This window comes from Xanthobacteraceae bacterium (assembly GCA_019454205.1).
Classification (GTDB): Bacteria; Pseudomonadota; Alphaproteobacteria; order Rhizobiales; family Xanthobacteraceae.
In genome coordinates this window covers 2,590,931-2,612,500 of the sequence record CP075369.1, presented here as the reverse complement: position 1 = coordinate 2,612,500, position 21,570 = coordinate 2,590,931, and the positions used below count along the sequence as shown (strand labels likewise).

The window sequence follows — 21,570 nt, the reverse complement described above, 5'->3', positions numbered from 1 at the left end:
TGCCGCCGAAGGCGCGCCAGACCAAGCTGAAGAAAATGAATCTTCCGGCCGGGTTGCAGGGACCAAGCGTGATCTACGCGAGCGAATGATCTGCGGTTGCCATCGCCATCAAGAAAAGCGCGCCATCCAAGGCGCGCTTTTTATTGTGTCGGTGTCTGTGCGCGGGCCTGCGGCGGGGCCTTGTAGTCGCGCAGCCGGTTCAGGAGATCGGTGATCGGATTGGCGACCCAGCCGTCCTGCACGTAGTCGCGGTGGTTCTCTTCGTTGCCGCCCGAAATGAAAACGACTGCGCCCGGCATCAGGCGGCGATCCAGTGCCGATTTGATGGGGACATTCCTGTCCTTGAGCAGGCGTTGCAGTTCGAGGTTCCGCGCGCGGGTCGAGCCGAGATAGGTCGAAATAAAGAAGCGCTTGCGGTCGGTGGTGATCCAGTTCTCGAATTTTTCGATCTCGCCATACAGCGAGTCGAGCAGCACAACGCCTTTAACCCGGTTGTATTGATCGCCGCGGGTGATGGCGGCGGCGGTCGCAAGGTAGCCGCCGCTGTAGGAGACGATGATCACGGGGAGCGACTGGAAGTAGCGCACCGAGCGCTGGTCGCCGTGCAGGATGGCGAGATGCGTCGCCGCTTCGTTGAGGAAACGGGTGAAGCCGCCCGGTTCGCTGAACTTGCCGGGGTTGGAATCGGCGGCGTCGACCGCGAACTGCGGCGCGACCAGCACCGCATTCGCGACCGAAGCCGAGATCTGTTCGGGCAGCGCCTGCCGGTCGCGGATGTCGCGCTCCAGCTTGGCGCCGTGGCCATGGAAGAAGACGACCATCACGCCGGGGCGGCGAATGTCGAACTTGGCCGGGATATGGAGGAGCACCCGCTGGTCGCTGTAGGTCTCCTTCTCCCAGTAGACGCGCCCGCTCGCGGTTTCGCGGCCGCGATTGGTGCCGTCGTTGCGATTGAAATAGGCGGCGGCTGCACTCGACGTGCCGTCGATCGGGAAGGGGGCGGTGACGAACTCGGAGATGCTGGTCTTGGCCTGCCGTGTTTGTGCGCCGGCCATGCCCGGAATCGAGGCAGCCAGACAAAACATCGTGAGGGCGGCCACAGGCTTTCGCAGCGTTGCACTCCAAGGCTTCATGTTCAGGACCGGTTCAGCACCGGGACTTCATATAGCGGCAGGCCGGAACCTGCGGGGAAGATCAGCCGGCGGCACGAAGGCATGTCCCAAGGGAATCTACCGGGTAATGACGAATCACGACCGCATCATGGTAGCGGGCTGCGGGCTTCTTCGGGTATTCACTCTTTCCGGGGTGCGCTATAAGCCGCTCCCGGTCGTCTCAGGGGCGGCGGCCGCCAGGGAATTTCAAGGTAAAACTGTCAGTGGGGGCGCCTTTGATAAGGGCGCATAAAACGATGTTGAAGGGAATGAAGACGGCGCTCGTCGCCGCAGGTTTTGCCGCTCTCGCGCTCGCAAGCGCGTCTGCGCAAGACCAGAATCCGGCCGAGGTAGCTCGCTTCTATGCCGGCCTGCCGGTTCCGGCCGACTCGCCGATCGCGAAATTCACCAAGGAAGGCGGCTGGCAGAATTATTCGAAGTCGTTCGACGGAACGTGGGACAAGCTGGAAAAGCGCCAGCTCGTGAAAGTCCGCGCGTGGCGCGATGCGAACATCAAGAACACGCGCGACACGCTGTTCTATTTCTTCGCGGGTCCGGACTTCCTCTACGCGAATGCGTTCTACCCGAAGGCGAAGACCTACATCCTCGCCGGTCTCGAGCCGGTCGGTCCGATCCCGCAGGTTGATGGCAAGACCAACCATGTTCTCCCGGCGGTGCGCGCCGCGCTCGAACACTCGGTGAACCTCAGCTTCTTCATCACCAGCGACATGAACTCGCGCCTGCGCGGCCAGACCGTGAAGGGCGCGCTGCCGCTGATCTATGTCTACCTCGCGCGCTCTGGCGCCGAGATCAAAGAAGTGAAGCTCATCACGCTCGATGCCGACGGCAACGAAGTGGACCCGAAGGAATTCAAGGGCCGCCAGCTCGCGCCGGGCGTGAAGATCACCTTCGTCAAGGATGGCGGCGCGCCGCAGACGCTCTATTACTTCTCGACCGACCTTTCGAATGCCGGCGTGAAGGCGAGCGGCTTCCTGAAGTTCTGCGAAAAGCTCGCGCCGGGCGACGGCCTCGTAAAGAGCGCCTCCTATCTCCTGCACGGCGGCAATTTCTCCACGGTGCGCGAGTTCATCCTCGCCCACGTGCAGACGCTGGTGCAGGACGATACCGGCGTGCCGGTGCGCTTCCTCAAGAGCGAGGAATGGGAGCTTAGCCCGTTCGGTACCTATATCGGCCCGATCCCGGTGTTCGGCATGGGTCCGGAAGCGGCGGCGCAGAAGCTGTTCAATCCGAAGAACAAGGTGCCGAAACTCGACTTCGGCATCGGCTATCGCAACCGCGGCCACGACTCGAACCTGCTGCTGGCGATACGCAAGGACAAGAAGGCCGAACGCTAAGCGCCTGCCTTCTGCTGCGAACGAAAAAACCGCCGCGCATTTGCGCGGCGGTTTTGCTTTGCGGCCAGCGTCAGGCCGTATGTTTCGAGCGCGCTTTCCAGAGCGACTCGAGGCGAGCCTGAAACGATTTCGGCTTCTCGGCGAATACGCGCGAGGCGATTTTCGCCGCATCCTTCAAATGCGCTTGCTTCCGCAAGTTGATGGCCGGCTCAAGCTTCGAGCGGAAACGGGCGAGCGGCTGATGCGGGGCGGCGAGCAGGCGCAGGTTCTCGAGATCGCGGTGGCGCCCCAGTTCATCGCGCAGGCGTTGCGCTTCCTCGACCCAGAGTTTTCCCATCTTTGGCCAGAGCGGTTCGATCAATTCCATCTGGTAGCGATGATCGATGACGCGGCGGCGGAAGCGGTGCAATTCGTCGATGGTGGCTTCATCCCAATCATCGGGAATTTCGCGCTTGGCGCGGCGATAGCCTTTGGTGAGCGAGGATGCGAGATCGGCGAATTCAATCCCGCCGAAATCCCATAGCGATACGGTCGCGGCCCACTTTTCCACCGTGAGGCCGATGGCGCGGCGCTGCCCGGCATGGATGCTCGATGCTTCCGCCTGCGCCTGCATCGCCTGAATTTTTTCGAAGATGGTGGTGTAGCTGCGCTCGGTCAGATCAATTGCCACCGCGCGGATGTCGGCGAGGGCGTCGATGGTGGAGCGCAAGTCGCGCGCGCCGCCAAGCGGACGGGCCGTATCGCCTGCGGCTGCGCGCAGCGATTTCGCGCCTTCGCCAAAATGATCGGAAAGCAGCCGGAGATAGGCGCGCCAGCGTTTGTTGCTTTTCCGGAATTCGTGGACCGCCACCGCGGTATCGTTCGCGGGATCTTCGATCCCGAGCTTTGCTTCGCTAAGAATTTCCCTGGCGATCGCGGAAAGCGTTTCGCCGAGGGCCGTGTGGGGGCGCAGGGCGGGTCGCTTGATCATGCAGGTTTGGCTTGTTGCAGAGTTATATGACACTTTTACGAAAAACCGACGAATGGAATCCCGATGAAAGCATTTCTCATCATTATCGGCTGCGGTTTTGCCGGGCTGATCGCGGTCGCGGCAATATATAAATACATCGAGGTCCGCATCGCCAGCCGTTGGCCTTCCGCGCCGGGAAAGGTGATTTCTTCGCGCGTGGTGCGGCGCCGTGTCGGCAGTGTTGGCGGAGACGAGAAAGATCTCGAACTTCGCAACTTCGCCGAGGTGATCTACGAATTCGAAGTGCGCGGTAAAAAGCATCGCGGCAATCGTGTGAGCATCGGCGAAGACCTTGGAAATTTTCAGGTCGAGGAAACGCTCGCGAAATATCCGTCAGGGACGCACGTCACGGTCTTCTATAATCCGCTTAAGCCGGGCAAACAGTCAGTACTGGAGCGTGATGTGCCGGAAGGTGTGTTCCGGTTCGTGTTCTGGCTGATTGGCGGAATGATCGCACTTGGTGTCGTGCTGACGGTCGGCATCGAGCGGCTTAATGATTGGCTGAAAGCAACGTTGCCGCAGGGTAATTCCCCGCTCGCGATCGTGCTCGGCTTCATGGGCCTCTTCGCGTTTCTTCTTGCGATCGCGAGAGCGCGCGCGGCGCGCATGGCCGGAAGCTGGCCTTCGGTGGAAGGCAGGATCGAGGAAGCGGGGGTCGAGGAATTCCGTACGATCTCCAATCACGGCGACAGGGAGAAATGGACGCGGCTGAAGCGGCCGCGCATCGTCTACAACTACAGCGTCAATGGCCGCGAATATAAGAGCGAGAAGGTCAGCGAAGGCTGGAAGGCCGCCGCGAGTTTCGGCGCACTCGCACGCCGCGAAGCCGCGCAAATTTGCGCCGGGGCAGGCGGTGGAAGTGTTCTACAACCCTGCCAACCCGGCGCAGGCGCTCCTCGATCGCCGGGTCAGGGCAGGGTGGCTCACATATGTGATCGCATTGGCGTTTCTCGCCGCGGCGGTGAAGGTGGCCGGCGCGTTTTGAGCGTCAGCCTTTCGCGGTCTTGCTTAGAAGCACAAGGGGAACGCCTGCCAGCATGACGGCGATACCGAGAATCGCACCTACGCCGCCGATCGTGTAGCCGGACTGGCTCCACAGGTAATGTGCGTAGTTGATGCCCGACCAGCACATCCAGAGGCAGCTCAGGCAGAAGATGACGGGCACGATAGGATAAAGCGGCACCCGGAACCCGTCTTTTGCAACCAGCCCGCGGGAGCGGAATATGAAAACGGAAACGCCGACAAGGAACAGGAATCCCCAGAATGCGGGGGCGGTATATCCCGTCATGGTTTCGAAGCCGTCGCGGGCAAGCGCGCCGAAGCCGATTAGCACAAGCGCCAGCACGCATTGCGTAATCAAGGCGTTTGCCGGCTTGTCACCATTCCACTTCGCGAGATAGCTAAGTATCGGAAGATCTTCGCCAAGCGCCTGAAAACCGCGTGCGCCCGTGAAGATCGTAGCGTTGAGGGTGCTCAACGCCGTTGCGGTGATCATCAGACTCAGGATGATTGCACCGCCGCCGCCAGCAGCGAGACGCATAAGGTCCGCGCCGACCGCTTTCGAGTCGCGCAAACCATGCAGGCCGAACACGTAGAGATAGGAGAGATTCACGAGCACATAGAGAATCGTGATGATGACGATGGACCAGATCAGCGTCGGCGCCATGTTGCGCTTCACGTCCTTCAACTCACCCGAAAGATAGGCGGACTCGTTCCAGCCACCGAAGGTGAGCAGAATGAAAACCATCGCGAAGCCGGCGGCAGCCCACGGTGCGGAAGGCGGTTTGGCTGCGAGTGGCGTGCTTGCCTGCGGGCCTGCGAACAACGCGGCCAGTACGACGATGACAAGCGCGGCAATCGCCAGAATTGCAAAGACGTTCTGGGTCCAGCTTGCCTGCTTCAATCCGATGAGATTGATCAGCGTGAACGCCACCACGGCAATCGCGCCGTGAAGGGCGATGCTGTTCGCACCGAGCGGCAGAACAACCGAGATATACTCGCCATAGACAAAGGCGACAGCGGCGATTGCGCCCGGCTGAATGATGGTGCAACGCGCCCAGCCGAACAGCATGGCGAGTTTTTTGCCGAAGGCTTCGCTCAGAAAGTGATATTCGCCGCCCGAACTCGGATGCGAGCTGCCAAGTTCGGCGTAACAAAGCGCGCCAATCAGCGCGATGAATCCGCCGGCCACCCACAGCGTGATGAAAGTGAGGCCGCTTTCGGAATTCGAGGCGACCAGCGAGGGCGTCTTGAAAATCCCGATACCGATCACGATGCCGCAAAGCATCATCACGCCGTCGAAAACGGATAGCCTTCCTTCGCGCGTCGCCATTATCGATTCCCCAATCCGTTTGCGATGATTTGTTACAGCGTCTTCTTCGCGGTCCACTTCGACGGGCCGGTCCCGGCAATCGCATTGCCGTCGACGGTGCCTTCGAACTTGACCGGCTTGCCGCCGACTTCGGCGGTGAAGTGGATGGCCGCGCCGTTCAGCTTGCCGTCCTTGATCTCGGTGGCCTTGCCGTCGATGGTCGCGGTGCCGGTGAAGAACTGGAACGTCTGCTTAAGATCGAGTGCGATCTTGCGCGTGCCGTCGCTCAGTTCCCATTTTCCGCCGACCTTCGCCGGGACGATGAAAAGATAAACGGTGCGCGAACCGCTGAGGCCGTTTTCCTTGAACTCGACGTCTTCGCGGTGATCGGGCTGCCAGTCCGCCATCGTGAAGCTCTGCGTGACCACGCGCGTGCCGGGCTTCATGTTGAGGATGGTCGGCCGCAGCTTCAGGTTCAGCGTGGAGAGCAGATAAAGCGAGATCGTGTTTGCCTCGCTGAAATCGGTCTCGAAGATGTTGCGGTTCAGGAAGGTGACTTTGTCGCCGACCCCGGCCTTCTTGTGGTTCTCAAGGCTTTCCCTGATGCGCTGCGGGTCGAGGTCGATGCCGACTGCCTTCTTCGCCTTGAAGTCTTTTACCGCCGCGATGGCGATGCGTCCGTCGCCGGAGCCGAGGTCGTAGTGGATGTCGTTCGGTCCGACTTTCGCGAGTTCGAGCATGCGCTTCACCACATCGTGCGGGGTCGGCACATAGATCACGTCGAGCTTCGGCTGGTCCTGCGCAAATGCGTTCCAGTCCAGCGCAGTGGCGTTCAGGATTGCGCCGCCCAGCGCCAGCGTGGCTACACCGGCCGCGATTTTCTTCAGGATGGGTTGTTTGGTTGCTGCATCGGACATGGCGGTACCCTCAAACGTGTTTCCTGCATGATAGCGGCCTCTCCGCGTTTCCGCCGAGAGGCCGTATTTTATTATATGACGGCGTAATGCCGCCGGCCGCCATCCGTTACGACTTCTTCGCGGTCCACTTACCGGGGCTGGTGCCGGTGATGGCGTTACCGTCAACGGTGCCTTCGAATTTCACGGGCTTGCCGTCGATTTCGACGGTGAAGGCGATCTTGGTGCCGGTGATTTTGCCGTCCTTGACCGTGGCCTGCTTGCCGTCGACGGTCGCGGTGCCGCCGAATTCGGTGAACTCTGCTTTGAGGTCGAGCGTCATCTTGCGCTCGCCTTCGACAGTCCAGGTGCCGTCGACCTTGGCGGGCACGATGAACAGATAGACCTGATAGCCGCCGACGCTCTCTTCGTGTTCCGGCTTCCATTCGCCCATGTTGAAGGCGTGGGTCGCGATGCGCGTGCCGGGCTTCAACTCGGACAGCAGTTTCGGACGCATGCGGATGTTGATGGAGGTCAGGAGGTACATCGAAACCGTGGTTGCTTCGCGCAGATCGGTTTCGAAAATGTTCTGTTCCTTGAACTCGACCTTGTCGCCGACGCCGGCCTTGGCCTTGTTCTCGTTGGCTTCCTTGATGCGCTGCGGATCGAGGTCAATGCCGACACCGCGCTTGGCCTTGAAGTCCTTCACGGCGGCGATGACGATGCGTCCATCGCCGGAGCCGAGATCGTAATGGATGTCGTCGGGGCCGACCTTCGCCAGCTCCAGCATCCGCTTCACGACCTCATGCGGGGTCGGCACGAAATGAATGTCGAGCTTGGGCTGCGCAATGACGGTGATCGAGTAGAAAGCGGCGGTAACAGCCACGGCTGCGGCGCAAAGGGCGCCTACAAAGCCAATGTTTTTGCCGGTGCGAAACTGCATATGTTCCTCTGCCTGGAATTTGCGGGTCTTTTTGCCCCCGGGGGCGGACCTTGGCACGTCCGGGGCCAAGCGCAAGGGGCGCTTTCGCAGACTTAGCGTGCAGGGAAGCGGCGGCGGGAAGCGCCGAAAAACGCGGCATTTCGGCACGATTTGAGGGCAAATCGGCCTTTCATTTGCGTCATCGGATTGCTACATAACCGCCGCCGGCGCACCGCAGCCGGCATTTTCGCCTCTGGCGCGGGGTGGAGCAGCCCGGTAGCTCGTCAGGCTCATAACCTGAAGGTCGCAGGTTCAAATCCTGCCCCCGCAACCAACTTTCCTCGGCTTTTTTGGCCGCGGCAGCGAAATGGAACTTCCTATTTTTTCCGGCGTTATTATTGCGGGAGTGGCGCGGCGCGCGATCTTGTTGCGCTGCTTTCATAAGGATTTTGCATGACTGCGCCGGCAAGCGGCTTTCGTGTGCTTGTGATCGAGGATGAAGCGATGGTCGCCATGCTTCTCGAAGCCATGCTCGAAGATTTGGGGCACACCATCGCCGGCTCCGCCGCCAAGATCGAGGATGCAATCCGCCTCATTGCCGAAACTCAGGCGGATGCAGCAATTCTCGACGTCAATCTGCACGGCAAGGAAACCTATCCTCTCGCGGAGGCGCTTAAAGCGCGCGGCATTCCTTTCGTTTTTGCCACCGGGTACGACAGCAGCGGGCTGCGCGAGGAATGGCGCGGCACGAAAGTCTTGCAGAAGCCGTTTCAGGTGAAAGACCTGAGCGAGGCAGTCAGCAGCCTGCGCGCCGTAAAAATGCTTTAGCCTTCCAATTTACTTCAGATAGCGTGCCTCAAGCTCGCGCATACGCGTCACGTTCTTGTCGACCAGACAGGTGAGGCGTTCGTCGAAAGCGCCGATGCGTCCCGACTTCGTGCCTTCGAACGGCGCGACCGCCTGACATTCCTGATTGCGGAAGCGAACAAAGAGTATTTGCGCTTCTTCCAGCGAGCTTTTCCAGCGGCCCTTCTGCGCGGGCGCAAGATCGCCACGGCTTTCGATGAGTTCGAAAATGCGCGCCGTCAGTTCGTCCAGCTGGCGGTTGGTATCGAACACCGCGCGCTCAAGGCAGACGAAATAGGGGCGGCCGCTGAGGTTTTTCGGATCGCAGAGTTCGTGCGAGGGACGCGTTCGTTGCGCGTGCGCGAGCGACGTTCCTAGCAGCACGCAGAGAACGGCGAGCCACGCGCGCATCGGCTTGTTATGCTGCCTTGCGGCTTGAAAGGAACTCGCCCATGCGTCCGATCGCTTTCAGGATGTTCTCGGTCGAGTTGGCATAGGACAGGCGCACGTAGCCTTCGCCGAGAATTCCAAAGTCCGGCCCGCCGATGATGGCGACGCCGGATTCTTCGAGCAGCGATGAGGCGAGCTTCTTCGCCTTCCAGCCGGTGTTCTTGATATTCGGGAACGCATAGAATGCGCCCTTCGGTGTCGCGCAGGAAATACCGGGCAGTTTGTTCAGTTCGCTCACGACGACTTTGCGGCGGCGGTCGAACTCCGCGACCATCGAATGGACCGCATCCTGCGGGCCGGTGAGGGCGGCGAGCGCCGCGAATTGCGACGGCGCATTCACGCAGGACCACGCATTCACGGCGAGCTTGCGGATGTTCTCGTAGAGCGATTGCGGCCAGATCGAATAGCCCATGCGCCAGCCGGTCATGGCGTAGGTCTTCGACCAGCCGTTCAGCAGGATCAGGCGGTCGCGGATCGACGGATAGGTGAGAAGGCAAACGTGCTTCTCGCCGTCGTAGACCATCTGGTCGTAGATCTCGTCGGACATGATCGCGACGTTCGGATGCTTCTCCATCCCGGCGACGAATTTATCGACTTCTGATTTGGGCGTGACGCCGCCGGTCGGGTTCGCGGGGGAGTTCAGAATAATGAGCCGCGTCTTCGGCGTGATGAGAGCGAGTGTTTCTTCCGCCGAGAAGGCGAAGCCGTTTTCCTCGCGCACCGGAATCGGAATCGGGTTCGCGCCGGTGAACTCGATCATCGATCGGTAAATCGGGAAGCCCGGATCGGGATAGAGGATGTCCGCGCCCGGCTCGCCGAACATCAGGATCGCAGAGAACATCGTCACCTTGCCGCCGGGCACGACCGCGACGAGGCCGGGCGAGACTTCGACGCCGAAGCGCTTGTGAAGGTCGGCGGCGACCGCTTCGCGCAGCGGGAGAATCCCGGTCGCAGGGGTGTAGCCGTGCTGGCCGTCGCGCAGCGCCTTGATCGCGGCCTCGACGATATGCGGCGGCGTGGGGAAGTCGGGCTGGCCGATGCCGAGGCTCACGATGTCGCGCCCCTGCGCAGAAAGCTCGGCCGCGCGCGCGAGCACGGCAAAGGCGTTTTCCTCGCCGATCCGGCTGAAGCCTGCGATGGTCTGCAACATGGCGCGTTTCCCCGTTTCTTGGCGGGTAATTGAGCCTATTTCTTTCGTCTTTTCAAACCGATACGGGCGACATGGCAGGAGTGCCATTGCGGGGCCGGCCCGGCCCATGCGAGATTCCCGCCCGTCATGGACATTGGATTGGAAGTCGCGGTCGTTCTGGGCCTCATCCTGCTGAACGGCCTGTTTGCTATGGCGGAAATGGCGATCGTCTCGTCCCGCCGGATACGCCTGCAGCAGATGGCGGAGAGCGGCAGCCGCGGCGCGGCGCGGGCGCTCGCGCTGGCCGAAAATCCGAGCCGGTTTCTCTCCGGGGTGCAGGTCGGCATCACGCTGATCGGGATTCTGTCGGGCGCGTTCGGTGGCGCAACGCTCGGCGCGCGGCTCGGCGAATTCCTGAGCCGGTTTCCGGTATTCGGCACCTATGCCAACGAAATCGCGTTTGGCGCGGTGGTGGTGGCGATCACCTATGTTTCGCTCATCATCGGCGAACTGGTGCCGAAGCGCATCGCACTCAACACGCCGGAAGTCATCGCCGCAAAGCTCGCGCAACCGTTGCAGATCGTGGTGACGATTGCGCGGCCGATGGTGTGGCTGCTGGAAAAGACGACCGCGTTCTTTCTCGCGATCCTGCGTATTCCCACGGAACGTCCCGACGGCGTGACCGAAGAGGAAGTAAAGCTCGCAATCGCCGAAGGCACCGAGTCGGGTGTGATCGACGAGGTGGAAGAGGAAATGATCCACGGCGTACTGGCGCTGGCGGACCGCTCGGTCGCGGCGGTGCTGACGCCGCGCACGGATGTTTACTGGATCGACCTCGACGACGAGAACGAAACCATCGCGCGCGAAATCGCGGACTGTCCCTATTCGCGGATCGTGGTGGCGCGCGACGGCGACATCGGCCGTCCGGTCGGCATCGTGCAGAAGAAGGATATCCTGACCGGCCTCCTTTCCGGCAAGCCGTTGAATGTCGAGGAACACATCATCCAGCCGCTCTATGTGCCGGAGACGTTGCCGGTGCTGCGGCTGCTCGAAATGTTCCGCTCCGCCAACCTGCACATCGCGCTGGTGGTGGACGAGTATGGCGACTTCCTCGGCGTTGCGACGCTGCACGACGTGCTGGAAGGCATTGCCGGTGACATTTCTTCCGACGACGAGGGTGAGGCGAAGGAAATCCTGAAGCGCGCCGACGGCTCATGGCTCGTCGATGGCCGCGCCTCGCTCGACGCGCTGAAGGAAGAACTCGGCATCGAGGATACGCCTTCCGACTATCACACCGCGGCGGGCCTCGCACTCGACAAGCTGGCGCGGATTCCGGTCGAGGGCGATCACTTCATCATCGGCGACTGGCGTGTCGAAGTGATCGACATGGACGGCAAGCGCATCGACAAACTGATTTTCATTCCGCTCGAACCGGCGAAAGCCGCAGAATAAGAATCCCGACGAGGAAACGATGACGAATAACGGCGCGAAGCCCGCCCGCACCTTGCGCTCGCAGGCCTGGTTCGACGACCCGAGCAATCCGGACGTGACCTCCGGCTATCTGGAGCGCTATCTCAATTTCGGTTTCACGCGCGAGGAACTGCAATCGGGCCGTCCCATCATAGGCATCGCGCAGACCGGCTCGGACCTTTCTCCCTGCAACCGGCATCACCTTGAGCTTGCGCATCGCGTGCGCGAGGGCATCCGCTCGGCGGGCGGCATCTGTTTTGAATTTCCGGTGCACCCGATCCAGGAAACGGGAAAACGCCCGACCGCGGCGCTGGACCGCAACCTCGCCTATCTCGGACTGGTGGAGGTGCTCTACGGCTATCCGCTCGACGGCGTGGTGCTGACGACCGGCTGCGACAAGACCACGCCCGCCTGCATCATGGCGGCGGCGACGGTGAACATCCCCGCGATCGTGCTTTCCGGCGGGCCGATGCTGAACGGCTGGTACAAGGGAGAGCGCACGGGATCGGGCACGATCAAGTGGAAGGCGCGCGAACTCTACGCCACCAAGGAGATCGACTACGAGGAATACATGGACCTCGTGGCTTCCTCGGCGCCGTCGGCGGGTCACTGCAACACGATGGGCACGGCCTCGACCATGAACGGCCTCGCGGAAGCGCTCGGCATGTCGCTGCCCGGTTGCGCCGCGATTCCCGCGACGTATCGCGAGCGCGGGCAGATTGCGTATGAAACCGGCAAGCGCATCGTCGAGATGGTCGCGCAAAATCTTCGCCCCTCCGACATTCTCACGCGCGAAGCATTCGAGAACGCGATTGTCGTCAATTCCGCAATCGGCGGCTCGACCAATGCGCCGGTTCATCTGAACGCCATCGCGCGCCATATCGGCGTGAAGCTCGATGTCGAGGACTGGCAGAAGATCGGCCACAGGATACCGTTGCTCGTGAACATGATGCCGGCCGGGAAATATCTCGGCGAGGAATTCCATCGCGCGGGCGGCATCCCCGCGGTCGTCTTTGAGTTGATGAAACAGAAGAAGATTCACGAAGGCGCGCTGACCGTGAACGGCAAGTCCATCGGCGAGAACTGCAAGGGCCGCGAGGTGCAGGATCGCGACGTGATCTTCCCCTACGACAAGCCGCTGCGGGCCGATGCGGGCTTCATCGTGATGAAAGGCAACCTGTTCGACAGCGCGATCATGAAGACTTCCGTAATCTCGAAGGAATTTCGCGACCGCTATCTTTCCGACCCGAAAGACCCGGACGCGTTCGAGGGGCGCGCCATCGTGTTCGATGGACCGGAGGATTATCACAGGCGCATCAACGATCCCGCGCTCAAGATCGACGAGCACTGCATGTTGTTCATGCGCGGTGTCGGCGCCATCGGCTATCCGGGTGCGGCGGAAGTGGTGAACATGACGGCGCCGGCGGCGCTGCTCAATCGCGGCGTGAAATCGCTGCCATGCATCGGCGACGGACGGCAATCGGGCACGTCCGGCTCGCCGTCGATCCTGAACGCTTCGCCGGAAGCGGCGGCGGGCGGCGGTCTCGCGATCCTGCAAACCGGCGACCGCGTGCGTATCGATCTCAGGAAGGGGCAGGCAAATATCCTGATCGATGAAGCGGAGCTGAGCGCGCGCCGCGCGAAGCTCGCGGCGGACGGCGGCTACAAATATCCGGCCAGCCAGACGCCGTGGCAGGAAATCCAGCGCCAAATGGTAGACCAGCTATGCGAAGGCATGGTGCTGAAACCCGCGGTTAAGTTCCAGAATGTCGCCGAGACATTCGGAATTCCGCGGGAGAATCATTGATGCCGACGATTGCCGAGAAACGCGCGACTTTTCACGCCCTTCACAAAAGCGGATGCTTCGTCATTCCCAATCCATGGGATGTGCCGAGCGCGCGCTGGCTGCAGGCCATGGGCTTCAAGGCGCTGGCTTCCACCAGCGCGGGGTTTGCCTGGTCGAAGGGCGTCCCCGACAACGGCGTGACGCGCGGGATGCTGCTCGAGCATCTCGCGGAACTCGTGGACGCAACCGACCTTCCGATCAACGCGGATTTCGAGGGAGGCTTCGCCGACGATCCGGCGGGAGTCGCGGAAAGCGTCTCGCTCGCATGCGATACCGGCGTAGCCGGCTTGTCGATCGAGGATACGACCAAGCAGAAAGACAAGCCGGTTTACGACCTCGACCACGCGGTTGCGCGCATGAAGGCCGCGCGTGCGGCAATCGACCGGAAGGGTGGCGACACATTGCTGGTCGGACGTGCCGATGGCCTCAATATCGGTGCAAGCGGATTCGACGACGTAATCGTCCGCCTCAAGGCTTATGCCAGCGCCGGGGCCGATTGCCTGTTTGCGCCGGGCCTTGCAAAGCCGGATCAGATCAAGGCGGCGGTCGAAGCGGTCGCGCCGAAGCCGTTCAACCTCCTGATCGGAACGCCGAACGGGTTGACCGTGAAAGACGTGGAGGCACTCGGTGTTCGCCGTATCAGCGTTGGCGGCGCGCTTGCGCGCGGGGTGTGGGGTGCGTTCCTGCGCATGACGAAGCAGATCATGGAAGAAGGCCGCTTCGATGCGCTGGGTGAAGGCGCGCCGGGTGCGGAGATCAACAAGTTCTTCTCCGGCGATTCGAAGTTGCGGGGCGGCACATGATGCGGCCGGTTGGGCCGGAAACCGATGCAATGCCATCGCCGCGTCCTGCGCCGGTGGCGCTGCAGGGGCGCTATGGCCGCACCGAGAAGCTGGATGCGGAGAAACATGCAAGCCAGCTTTGGGAGGCGGTGAAAGGCCACGATCAGGTCTGGGATTATCTGTTTCACGGTCCCTTCGCCGCGCGGGACGCATTCGACGATTACATTCGGCTGTTCGCCTCGCGGGAAGATCCGTACGCCTATGCGATCATCGACGCGAAAGGACAGGCGGTCGGCTTCGCGACCTTGATGGAGATTCGTCCGCAACATCGCGTTATCGAAGTAGGCAACATTCTCTATTCGCCGCAGTTGCAGCGGACGCCGCTGGCGACCGAAGCGCAGTATCTGCTCGCGCGCTATGCGTTCGAGGATTTGCGCAATCGCCGCTACGAATGGAAGTGCAATGCGCTGAACGAGCCGTCACGCCGCGCGGCGTTGCGCTACGGCTTCACGTTCGAGGGTATTTTTCATCAGCACATGATCGTGAAAGGCCGCAACCGCGACACGGCATGGTACGCGATGATGGATCACGAATGGCCGTCGCGGAAAGCCGCGTTCGAGGCGTGGCTGGCGCCCGCCAATTTCGACGCGCGCGGCAGGCAGAAAAAGAGCCTCGAAGCGTTTCGCAGCTAACTCAGTTGCGACCCGCGACCGGCCATTTCTCGATTTTGCCTGACTCCGTCACCGCATGCATGACGCTGAAGAGGTTCACTGTCGGGTCGCAGTGGGTCACGCTCATCAGGATACGGCTACCGAGTTTCGGCGGCGTGCTTCCTTCGCGAAACGAAAGGATGCCGTGTTCGTCGCCGGCGAACTGGTATGCCGTGCCGTCCGGCGCTCCAAGGATAAGATGGGGGAAGGGGCCGTTGACCGCGAGTGATTTCGTGCCGGCGTCCACCGTGACCTGTCCGGGCCTGTTGGCGGAGGTGACGGTCGTCAGCATGAACAACGAACATTCGAACGGAAGCCTTTCGCCGTTCCGGTCCAGGATGCGCGCGTAGTCCGCATCCATGAAGACATAGGAGCCGGCCTGAATTTCAGTGAAAGGCTGATGCGCAAGGTCGAAGTCATGGGTGCCGGTGCCGCCGCCGCTAACGATGGGGACCTCGAATCCGGCTTGACGCAAACCGGAGATATGTTCTTCCACGAGTTTGGAAACCAGTGCGGCCTCTCGGGCGCGTTCCGCAAATGCGGGAATGTGTTGCACATGCCCGGCGTAAGCCTGAAGTCCACTGAATTTCAACCGCTTGTCTTTTGCAACAAGCGCCGCGAGCGCAACCGTATCGCTGACATCGCAAACGCCGGTTCGCTTCTGGCCGACATCCACGTCGACGACGATGCCAACCGGGGCTGCGTTTGCCGGGAGTTTTGCCGCGAGGGTTTCGATCTGGCTCGGATGATCGACCGCAAGCATGATCGGGGTCTTGCTGGCGACTCCTAGCAAGGCTTCGGTCTTCGCCGGGTCCTGAATGGGCGCGGTCAACAGCAGCCCGCCGATTCCGGCATCCGCCATCGCTTGCAGTTCGGGCAGGGTTGCGCAGCAAATCCCGATCGCGCCTGCTGCGATCTGCTTCCGCGCAATCGCGACCGACTTATGCGTTTTTGCGTGAGGGCGGAGCGAACGGTTTGCGCGCCGCGCGAAGTCCGCCATCGCCGCGATATTGCGCTCGAGTGCCGCCTCGTCGATTGCGAGGGCGGGGGTTGGCACGTCTTCCAGCGCGCGAAACAGACGATCTGCCAGCGGATTGTTCATTGCGATTTCTTCCAGGCTTTTCCTTGGCCAGCCTCTCGTGCAGGATGGCTTTTCTCAATAGCAGGCGGCGAAGTTCCAAAAGAAATAAAAAGAGAAAGACATGAGCGATAATCTGCATGTGCTGGTGACCGGCGCGGCCGGCATGATCGGGCGCAAGCTGGTCGAGCGGCTGGCGCGCGAGCCGCGCATCGGCGGCAAGCCCATTGCGCGCATGACGCTGATCGACGTCGAGGAGCCCGCCGCGCCGAAGAACACGCAGTTCAAGACCACGTTGCGCAAGGGCGATATTTCTCTACCCGGCGAGGCGTCGGCCGCGATTGCCGACAGCCCGGATTATATTTTCCATCTCGCGGGGGTGGTGTCGGGGGAAGCGGAAACCGATTTCGAGAAAGGCTATCGCGTCAACCTCGACGGCACGCGCTTCATGTTCGATGCAATCCGCCTTCGCGAATACAAGCCACGCGTGGTGTTCACGAGTTCGATGGCGGTGTTCGGCGGACCGTTCGACGGGCCGGTGACCGACGACTTCCACCTCACGCCGCACACTTCTTACGGGGTGGCGAAAGCGATCGGCGAGCAGTTGCTGGCCGATTATTCGCGGCGCGGTTTTTTCGACGGTGTCGGCATCCGGTTGCCCGCGATCACGGTGCGGCCGGGAAAACCGAACAAGGCCGCGTCCGGATTTTTCTCCGGCATCATCCGCGAGCCGCTGGCAGGGCATGTCGCGATGCTGCCGGTGCCGGAAGATCTTCTGCATTCCCACGCCAGCCCGCGCGCCGCGGTCGGCTATCTGCTGCACGCGGCGACGCTGGATACGGACCTCCTCGATCTTCGTCCCAACATCACTATGCCGAGTGTCGCCTGCACCATCGCGCAACAGATCGAGTCGCTGCGCAAAGTGGGCGGGGACAAGGCGGTTGCGCGCATCCAGCGCGTGAAGGATACGCTGATCGAGCGCATCGTCGCTGGCTGGCCGCATACGTTCGACGCGAAACGCGCGCTCGACCTCGGCTTCGTGCCGGACAAGGACTTCGATGAGATCGTCGCGATCCATGTCGAGGACGAACTGGGCGGCAAGGTTGCTGCATAAGAAATGAAGTTCGCGGCGCCGCTGATCGAGGCGCGGCTCGTGCGCCGCTACAAGCGTTTCCTTGCCGATGTCATCCTGCCGAATGGCAGCGAGACCACGGTGCATGTCGCCAATCCGGGGGCGATGACCGGACTCGCCACGCCGGGCGCGCGCGTGTTTCTCTCGAAATCATCCGATCCCAAACGCAAGCTCGCTTACTCATGGGAACTGGTGGAGGCGGATTTCGGCGCGGTACCGGAGCTTGTAGGCGTCAACACCGCGCACCCCAATCGTCTGGTCGCGGAGGCGCTGGCGGAGAATAAAATTCCGCAGCTCGCCGGTTACGAAACGATCCGCCGCGAGGTGAAATACGGCCGCCGCTCGCGGATCGATTTCCTGCTGGAAGCGCCTGATCGCCCGGCCTGTTATCTTGAAATCAAGAACGTCCACCTGATGCGCTTGCCGGGGCTGGCGGAGTTTCCGGATTGCGTGACCGCGCGCGGCGCGCGGCATCTCGACGAACTGGCGGACATCCGTGAACAAGGATTCCGGGCGGTCTTGCTCTATCTGGTGCAGATCGGGTCGGCGCGCGAGGTTGCGGTGGCCGGCGATATCGACCCTGCCTATGCCGCGGCCTTCGCGCGGGCGCGGGCGGCAGGCGTCGAGATGCTGGCGCGGGTCTGCCGTTTGACGCATGACGAAATTAGGGTTGACCGCGAAGTGCCGGTGGCGGACTAGTTTCTTGCGCGCCCGCAGCCAATGCCTACATTCGGGCGTGAGAGGCCGGAAATGACCTACATCGACGCCGCCGCCGCACCGCTACGGAAAACCGGGCAGATTCGCCTGCACGGACCGGAGGATTTTGCGGGTATGCGCAAGGCCGGGAAGCTGGTCGCGGAAGCGCTCGATATGCTCGATGGGGAAGTCCACCCCGGCGTCACCACCGAGCGGCTGGACAATCTGGTCTACGAGTTCGCGATGGATCACGGTGCGCTGCCCGCGACGCTGATGTATCGCGGCTACCGCAAGTCTTCCTGCACCTCGATCAATCATGTGGTCTGTCACGGCATCCCGAACGACAAGCCGATGCGCGAGGGCGACATCGTCAATATCGACGTCACGCTCATCCTCGACGGCTGGCATGGCGACTCCAGCCGCATGTACGCGGTCGGTGAAATCCCGCGCCGCGCGGAGCGGCTGATCGACGTTACCTATGAAGCCATGATGCGCGGCATCGCTGCGATCCGTCCCGGTGCGACGACCGGCGACATCGGCGCGGCGATTCAGGCGATGGTGGAGCCGAACCACATGAGCGTGGTACGCGATTTCTGCGGTCACGGCCTCGGCCGCCTGTTCCACGACGAGCCGAACATCGTGCATATCGGCGTGCCCGGCGAAGGCGCCGTGTTGCGGCCCGGCATGTTCTTCACGGTCGAGCCGATGATCAATCTCGGCCGTCCACATGTGAAAGTGCTGTCCGACGGCTGGACCGCGGTGACGCGCGACCGCTCGCTCTCGGCGCAGTTCGAACATTCGGTCGGCGTTACCGAAACCGGCGTCGAGATTTTCACGCTCTCGCCGAAGGGCCTGCACAAGCCGCTGTTTTCTCAGGCTGCGTAATCGACCATGTCGAAGGTGCGCGGTTCCGGTTTCAAGGAAGCGCCGCATTATCACGGTCATCGCGAACGGCTGCGTTCGCGTTTTCGCGAATCCGGCGCGGCTTCGCTAGCGGACTACGAATTGCTCGAACTGGTGCTGTTTCGCGCGGTGCCACAGCGCGACGTGAAGCCGCTCGCGAAGCGACTGATCGAACGCTTCGGTTCCTTCGCGGAAGCCATCGCGGCGCCGCCCGCGCTTCTGAAAGAGATCGAGGGGGTAGGCGACGCCATCGTCACCGAACTGAAGGTGGTCGAGGCGGCGGCGCAGCATCTCGCCAAGGGGAAGCTAAAAAACAAGAAAGTGCTCTCGTCGTGGAGCGCGGTAGTCGATTATTGCCGGACCTCGATGGCCTTCGCGGACAAGGAGCAATTCCGCATCCTGTTCCTAGACAAGCGCAATCAGCTGATCGCCGACGAAGTGCAGCAGAAAGGCACGGTCGATCATACGCCGGTCTATCCGCGCGAGGTGGTGAAACGTGCGCTCGAACTTTCCGCGACCGCGATCATCCTCGTCCATAATCATCCGTCCGGCGACCCGACGCCGTCGCGCGCCGACATCCAGATGACGAAGACCATCATCGAAGTCGCGCGGCCGCTCGGCATCGAGGTGCACGATCACATCATCGTCGGGAAAGACGGCCACGCGAGCCTGAAGGGACTGCGGCTGATCTCCTGAAATCAGGGCCGCGTCATTTGCAGCGGACGGGGCTTCGCCTGGTTGCGGTCGGGCATGCGCATCCACACGCCTTCGTCGTTGCGGCCGAGCCGGATCTGTTCGCCCTTTTCGGAGAACAGCAGCACGTCGCCGTTATTGATCTGCCATGCAACCGGACCGAACGAGGTGATGGCGTTGTCGCATTTTGGCGCGACAGCGAGCTTGAGCCGTTGTTCGGCGGCGGCTTCCAGCGTCAGGGTAATGCGGCACAATACCGGCCCGTTCGGGCGCGACAGGTTCCATTCACCCGCGAGGTCGGAAGGCTGCAAGGCGGCGTTATCTGCGACGCGAAGGTTGGTCAGGAAATAGACGCCGTCGCGTTCGCGCAGCGCCTCATAGACGCCGCCCACGCCTTCCGTGAACTCGGCGATCAGCACGCCCTTGGCGTTGATGAGATAGATGCCATTGCCCGGTGCGGGCTTCCACGCCGCGGTGTCGGCGAGGTAGCCGAACAGGGGCAGGCACTCGGCGCGGTCGAAGATCAGCGCGAAACCGGGCGCGGAAGTCTTCGCTTCCAGCGTGACCGCGCATTTGCGTTCGCCGTTCGCATCGGAGAGCTGGTAGTTCGAGGCCAGCGTGCGCGCTGCTTCAAGTTCGTTCTGCTGCGCCTGCGCGATGCTTATGGCGGCGAACGCAAGCAGAAATGGTACGGCGAAGCAGAGGCGGTTCATTTCTTTTTCTTCGTCTTCGGCTGCACCAGCGCGTCGATGCCGTCGACTTCGGGAATCGCGACATAACGCTCGTCCGGTGTCTGGAAGCGGACGCGGACCTTTCGCGTGGCGTCGATCAGGTCGATCGTCCAGTTCTGCATGAGCCGCCAGCCCGTAATTTCGTCCATGACCGGAAACAGTTTGGCGCAGTTCGGAGCGATGTCGATGCCGAAGCCGCCGATCACCGCGTCTTTCTTCAAGACAATCCGGCAGCGTTTCTTGCCGGATTGATCGACGATTTCCCACGGGCCGAAGGTGTCGCCGATCAGCGCGGGATCGACTTCCTTCAAGTCGAGTGGTTGCAACGGTTCGAACTGCGCGAACGCCGCCGTGGTCGAGAGCGCCAGCGCGGCGGCGATTTTGCGGACCATGCTTTCCGTCACTTCTTCTTTGGCGGCCAGGGCGTTTCCGCGACCGGGGTAAGCGGCGCTTTGCCGTTCGCCCAGGCGATCAGGTTGTCTACCACGAGTTGCCCCATCAGGCGGCGGCAATGCACGGAAGCCGAGCCGACATGGGGCAGCAGAACGACATGCGGCATGTCGATCAGCGCCTGCGGCACCTTCGGTTCGTCTTCGAACACGTCGAGGCCGGCGGATAGAATTTTCTTGTCGCGTAGTGCGTCGATCAGCGCGTTCTCGTCGATCACCGAACCGCGCGCGACGTTGATGACGATGCCATTCGGTCCGAGCGCTTCCAGCACCTGCTTGTTGACGATGTGCTTCGTCGCCGCGCCGCCGGGCGTAATCACGATGATGACGTCCACATCGCGCGCCATCGAGACCAGATCGGGATAATGTTTGTAGCTGACGCCGGCCGCCGGATTGCGGCTGTGATAAACGATCGGCGTGTTGAAGGCTTCCAGCCGCTTCGCAATGGCCTTGCCGATGCGGCCCATGCCGAGCACGCCGACGGTACGGTCCTGCAACGTGGCGGTGAGCGGAAAAGCTTTCTCCAGCCATTTGCCCGCGCGCACATATTGGTCCGCCTGCGGGAACTGGCGGATGGTCGCGAGTAGGAGACCGATGGCGGTGTCGGCGACTTCCTCGTTCAATACATCCGGCGTGTTGGTGACGACGACGCCGTGCTCGCCCGCCCATTTCGCGTCGATGGAATCGTAACCGACGCCGAAGGCGCCCACGATTTCGAGGTTCGGCAATTTGCCCATCAGCGCCGCGTCAACGCGCGCGCCGGGGGTAGATGCGATGGCGCGCACCTTCGGTGCGACTTCCGCGATCAGCGCGTCACGATCCTTGGCGGCGCTCAGGCGGTGAACGGTGAAGGCTTTGTCGAGCTGTTCCTCGATCATAGGCATCATCGGCGTAACCATCAGGAGGTCGGGCTTTGACATTTCTCTCCGCTTTCTTTTTGTTCTCTCGAGTTTTTTGGCCGCCCAAAAGAAACCTTAAACGAGGCGGCAAAGCCTTGGGCGGAATAATCGAGGG

Annotated in this window: 23 protein-coding genes and 1 tRNA gene (1 of these 24 running past the window's edge); 13 read left to right on the top strand and 11 right to left on the bottom strand. The window is 61.8% G+C overall.

Annotated features, from left to right (window positions below; translation table 11 throughout):
- A protein-coding gene (locus KF794_13180) for a L,D-transpeptidase (protein QYK44702.1) crosses the window boundary here: on the top strand, nt 1–89 show its final stretch. 685 nt of this gene lie to the left of the window's left edge; only the last 89 of its 774 coding nucleotides appear in the window; the start codon falls outside the window, past its left edge; its stop codon occupies nt 87–89.
- 51 nt (nt 90–140) lie between these two features.
- Here KF794_13180 and KF794_13175 read toward each other — a convergent pair whose 3' ends face one another.
- The gene (locus KF794_13175; protein ID QYK44701.1) at nt 141–1,055 is read right to left on the bottom strand and encodes an alpha/beta hydrolase; all 915 of its coding nucleotides are present in this window, start codon (nt 1,053–1,055) and stop codon (nt 141–143) included.
- Between the two features lie 353 nt (nt 1,056–1,408).
- Between KF794_13175 and KF794_13170 the strand changes: the two genes are divergently transcribed.
- Nucleotides 1,409–2,506, top strand: a complete 1,098-nt coding sequence (locus tag KF794_13170; GenBank protein QYK44700.1) for a hypothetical protein — start codon at nt 1,409–1,411, stop codon at nt 2,504–2,506.
- A 70-nt stretch (nt 2,507–2,576) separates the two neighbouring features.
- Here KF794_13170 and KF794_13165 read toward each other — a convergent pair whose 3' ends face one another.
- Entirely contained in the window at nt 2,577–3,476 is a 900-nt protein-coding gene (locus KF794_13165; protein ID QYK44699.1) for a CHAD domain-containing protein, read from the bottom strand.
- Between the two features lie 63 nt (nt 3,477–3,539).
- Here KF794_13165 and KF794_13160 point away from each other — a divergent pair, with 63 nt between their 5' ends.
- Nucleotides 3,540–4,556, top strand: a complete 1,017-nt coding sequence (locus KF794_13160) for a DUF3592 domain-containing protein (protein ID QYK44698.1) — start codon at nt 3,540–3,542, stop codon at nt 4,554–4,556.
- Here KF794_13160 and KF794_13155 read toward each other — a convergent pair.
- The 3 genes from KF794_13155 to KF794_13145 all read right to left on the bottom strand — a co-directional run bounded on the left by KF794_13155 (nt 4,504) and on the right by KF794_13145 (nt 7,605).
- Nucleotides 4,504–5,847, bottom strand: a complete 1,344-nt coding sequence (locus KF794_13155) for an amino acid permease (GenBank protein QYK44697.1) — start codon at nt 5,845–5,847, stop codon at nt 4,504–4,506. The two genes, KF794_13160 and KF794_13155, sit on opposite strands and share 53 nt — an antisense overlap.
- Nucleotides 5,848–5,879: 32 nt before the next feature.
- The gene (locus KF794_13150) at nt 5,880–6,743 is read right to left on the bottom strand and encodes a methyltransferase domain-containing protein (protein ID QYK44696.1); all 864 of its coding nucleotides are present in this window, start codon (nt 6,741–6,743) and stop codon (nt 5,880–5,882) included.
- A 106-nt stretch (nt 6,744–6,849) separates the two neighbouring features.
- On the bottom strand, nt 6,850–7,605 hold the full coding sequence (locus KF794_13145) for a class I SAM-dependent methyltransferase (protein QYK44695.1): 756 nt from the start codon (nt 7,603–7,605) through the stop codon (nt 6,850–6,852).
- Between the two features lie 293 nt (nt 7,606–7,898).
- Here KF794_13145 and KF794_13140 point away from each other — a divergent pair.
- Nucleotides 7,899–7,975, top strand: a tRNA-Met gene (locus KF794_13140).
- Between the two features lie 119 nt (nt 7,976–8,094).
- Complete coding sequence (locus KF794_13135) at nt 8,095–8,469, top strand: response regulator (GenBank protein QYK44694.1); 375 nt, start codon at nt 8,095–8,097, stop codon at nt 8,467–8,469.
- A 9-nt stretch (nt 8,470–8,478) separates the two neighbouring features.
- Here the strand turns inward: KF794_13135 and KF794_13130 are convergent, their stop codons facing one another.
- The gene (locus KF794_13130; GenBank protein ID QYK44693.1) at nt 8,479–8,898 is read right to left on the bottom strand and encodes a DUF1311 domain-containing protein; all 420 of its coding nucleotides are present in this window, start codon (nt 8,896–8,898) and stop codon (nt 8,479–8,481) included.
- A gap of 7 nt (nt 8,899–8,905) precedes the next feature.
- Nucleotides 8,906–10,087: a pyridoxal phosphate-dependent aminotransferase gene (locus tag KF794_13125; protein ID QYK44692.1), complete on the bottom strand. Its 1,182-nt coding sequence runs from the start codon at nt 10,085–10,087 to the stop codon at nt 8,906–8,908.
- A 126-nt stretch (nt 10,088–10,213) separates the two neighbouring features.
- Here KF794_13125 and KF794_13120 point away from each other — a divergent pair, with 126 nt between their 5' ends.
- Genes KF794_13120 through KF794_13105 form a run of 4 tightly spaced genes read left to right on the top strand, consistent with a single transcriptional unit; the run spans nt 10,214 to nt 14,856 of the window.
- Complete coding sequence (locus KF794_13120) at nt 10,214–11,518, top strand: HlyC/CorC family transporter (protein ID QYK44691.1); 1,305 nt, start codon at nt 10,214–10,216, stop codon at nt 11,516–11,518.
- A gap of 19 nt (nt 11,519–11,537) precedes the next feature.
- On the top strand, nt 11,538–13,343 hold the full coding sequence (locus tag KF794_13115) for a dihydroxy-acid dehydratase family protein (protein ID QYK44690.1): 1,806 nt from the start codon (nt 11,538–11,540) through the stop codon (nt 13,341–13,343).
- Complete coding sequence (locus KF794_13110; GenBank protein ID QYK44689.1) at nt 13,340–14,185, top strand: isocitrate lyase/phosphoenolpyruvate mutase family protein; 846 nt, start codon at nt 13,340–13,342, stop codon at nt 14,183–14,185. Before KF794_13115 ends, KF794_13110 begins: the two co-directional genes overlap by 4 nt.
- Complete coding sequence (locus KF794_13105) at nt 14,185–14,856, top strand: GNAT family N-acetyltransferase (GenBank protein QYK46707.1); 672 nt, start codon at nt 14,185–14,187, stop codon at nt 14,854–14,856. The genes KF794_13110 and KF794_13105 overlap by 1 nt, the downstream gene beginning before the upstream one ends.
- Before the next feature lies 1 nt (nt 14,857).
- Here KF794_13105 and KF794_13100 read toward each other — a convergent pair whose 3' ends face one another.
- Nucleotides 14,858–15,976: a DSD1 family PLP-dependent enzyme gene (locus KF794_13100; GenBank protein ID QYK44688.1), complete on the bottom strand. Its 1,119-nt coding sequence runs from the start codon at nt 15,974–15,976 to the stop codon at nt 14,858–14,860.
- A gap of 112 nt (nt 15,977–16,088) precedes the next feature.
- Here KF794_13100 and KF794_13095 point away from each other — a divergent pair, with 112 nt between their 5' ends.
- The 4 genes from KF794_13095 to radC are packed head-to-tail and all read left to right on the top strand — an operon-like array spanning nt 16,089 to nt 19,379.
- Entirely contained in the window at nt 16,089–17,066 is a 978-nt protein-coding gene (locus tag KF794_13095; GenBank protein QYK46706.1) for an SDR family oxidoreductase, read from the top strand.
- A gap of 3 nt (nt 17,067–17,069) precedes the next feature.
- The gene (gene sfsA, locus KF794_13090) at nt 17,070–17,783 is read left to right on the top strand and encodes a DNA/RNA nuclease SfsA (protein QYK44687.1); all 714 of its coding nucleotides are present in this window, start codon (nt 17,070–17,072) and stop codon (nt 17,781–17,783) included.
- Between the two features lie 51 nt (nt 17,784–17,834).
- Complete coding sequence (gene map, locus KF794_13085; GenBank protein QYK44686.1) at nt 17,835–18,665, top strand: type I methionyl aminopeptidase; 831 nt, start codon at nt 17,835–17,837, stop codon at nt 18,663–18,665.
- 6 nt (nt 18,666–18,671) lie between these two features.
- Entirely contained in the window at nt 18,672–19,379 is a 708-nt protein-coding gene (radC, locus tag KF794_13080) for a DNA repair protein RadC (protein QYK44685.1), read from the top strand.
- 2 nt (nt 19,380–19,381) lie between these two features.
- Here radC and KF794_13075 read toward each other — a convergent pair whose 3' ends face one another.
- Genes KF794_13075 through KF794_13065 form a run of 3 tightly spaced genes read right to left on the bottom strand, consistent with a single transcriptional unit; the run spans nt 19,382 to nt 21,476 of the window.
- A complete protein-coding gene (locus KF794_13075) occupies nt 19,382–20,089 on the bottom strand; it encodes an AprI/Inh family metalloprotease inhibitor (GenBank protein QYK44684.1) in 708 nt (235 codons plus the stop codon).
- A complete protein-coding gene (locus tag KF794_13070) occupies nt 20,086–20,499 on the bottom strand; it encodes an AprI/Inh family metalloprotease inhibitor (protein QYK44683.1) in 414 nt (137 codons plus the stop codon). The genes KF794_13075 and KF794_13070 overlap by 4 nt, the downstream gene beginning before the upstream one ends.
- An 8-nt stretch (nt 20,500–20,507) precedes the next feature.
- A complete protein-coding gene (locus KF794_13065; protein ID QYK44682.1) occupies nt 20,508–21,476 on the bottom strand; it encodes a 2-hydroxyacid dehydrogenase in 969 nt (322 codons plus the stop codon).
- Between the last annotated feature and the right edge of the window lie 94 nt (nt 21,477–21,570).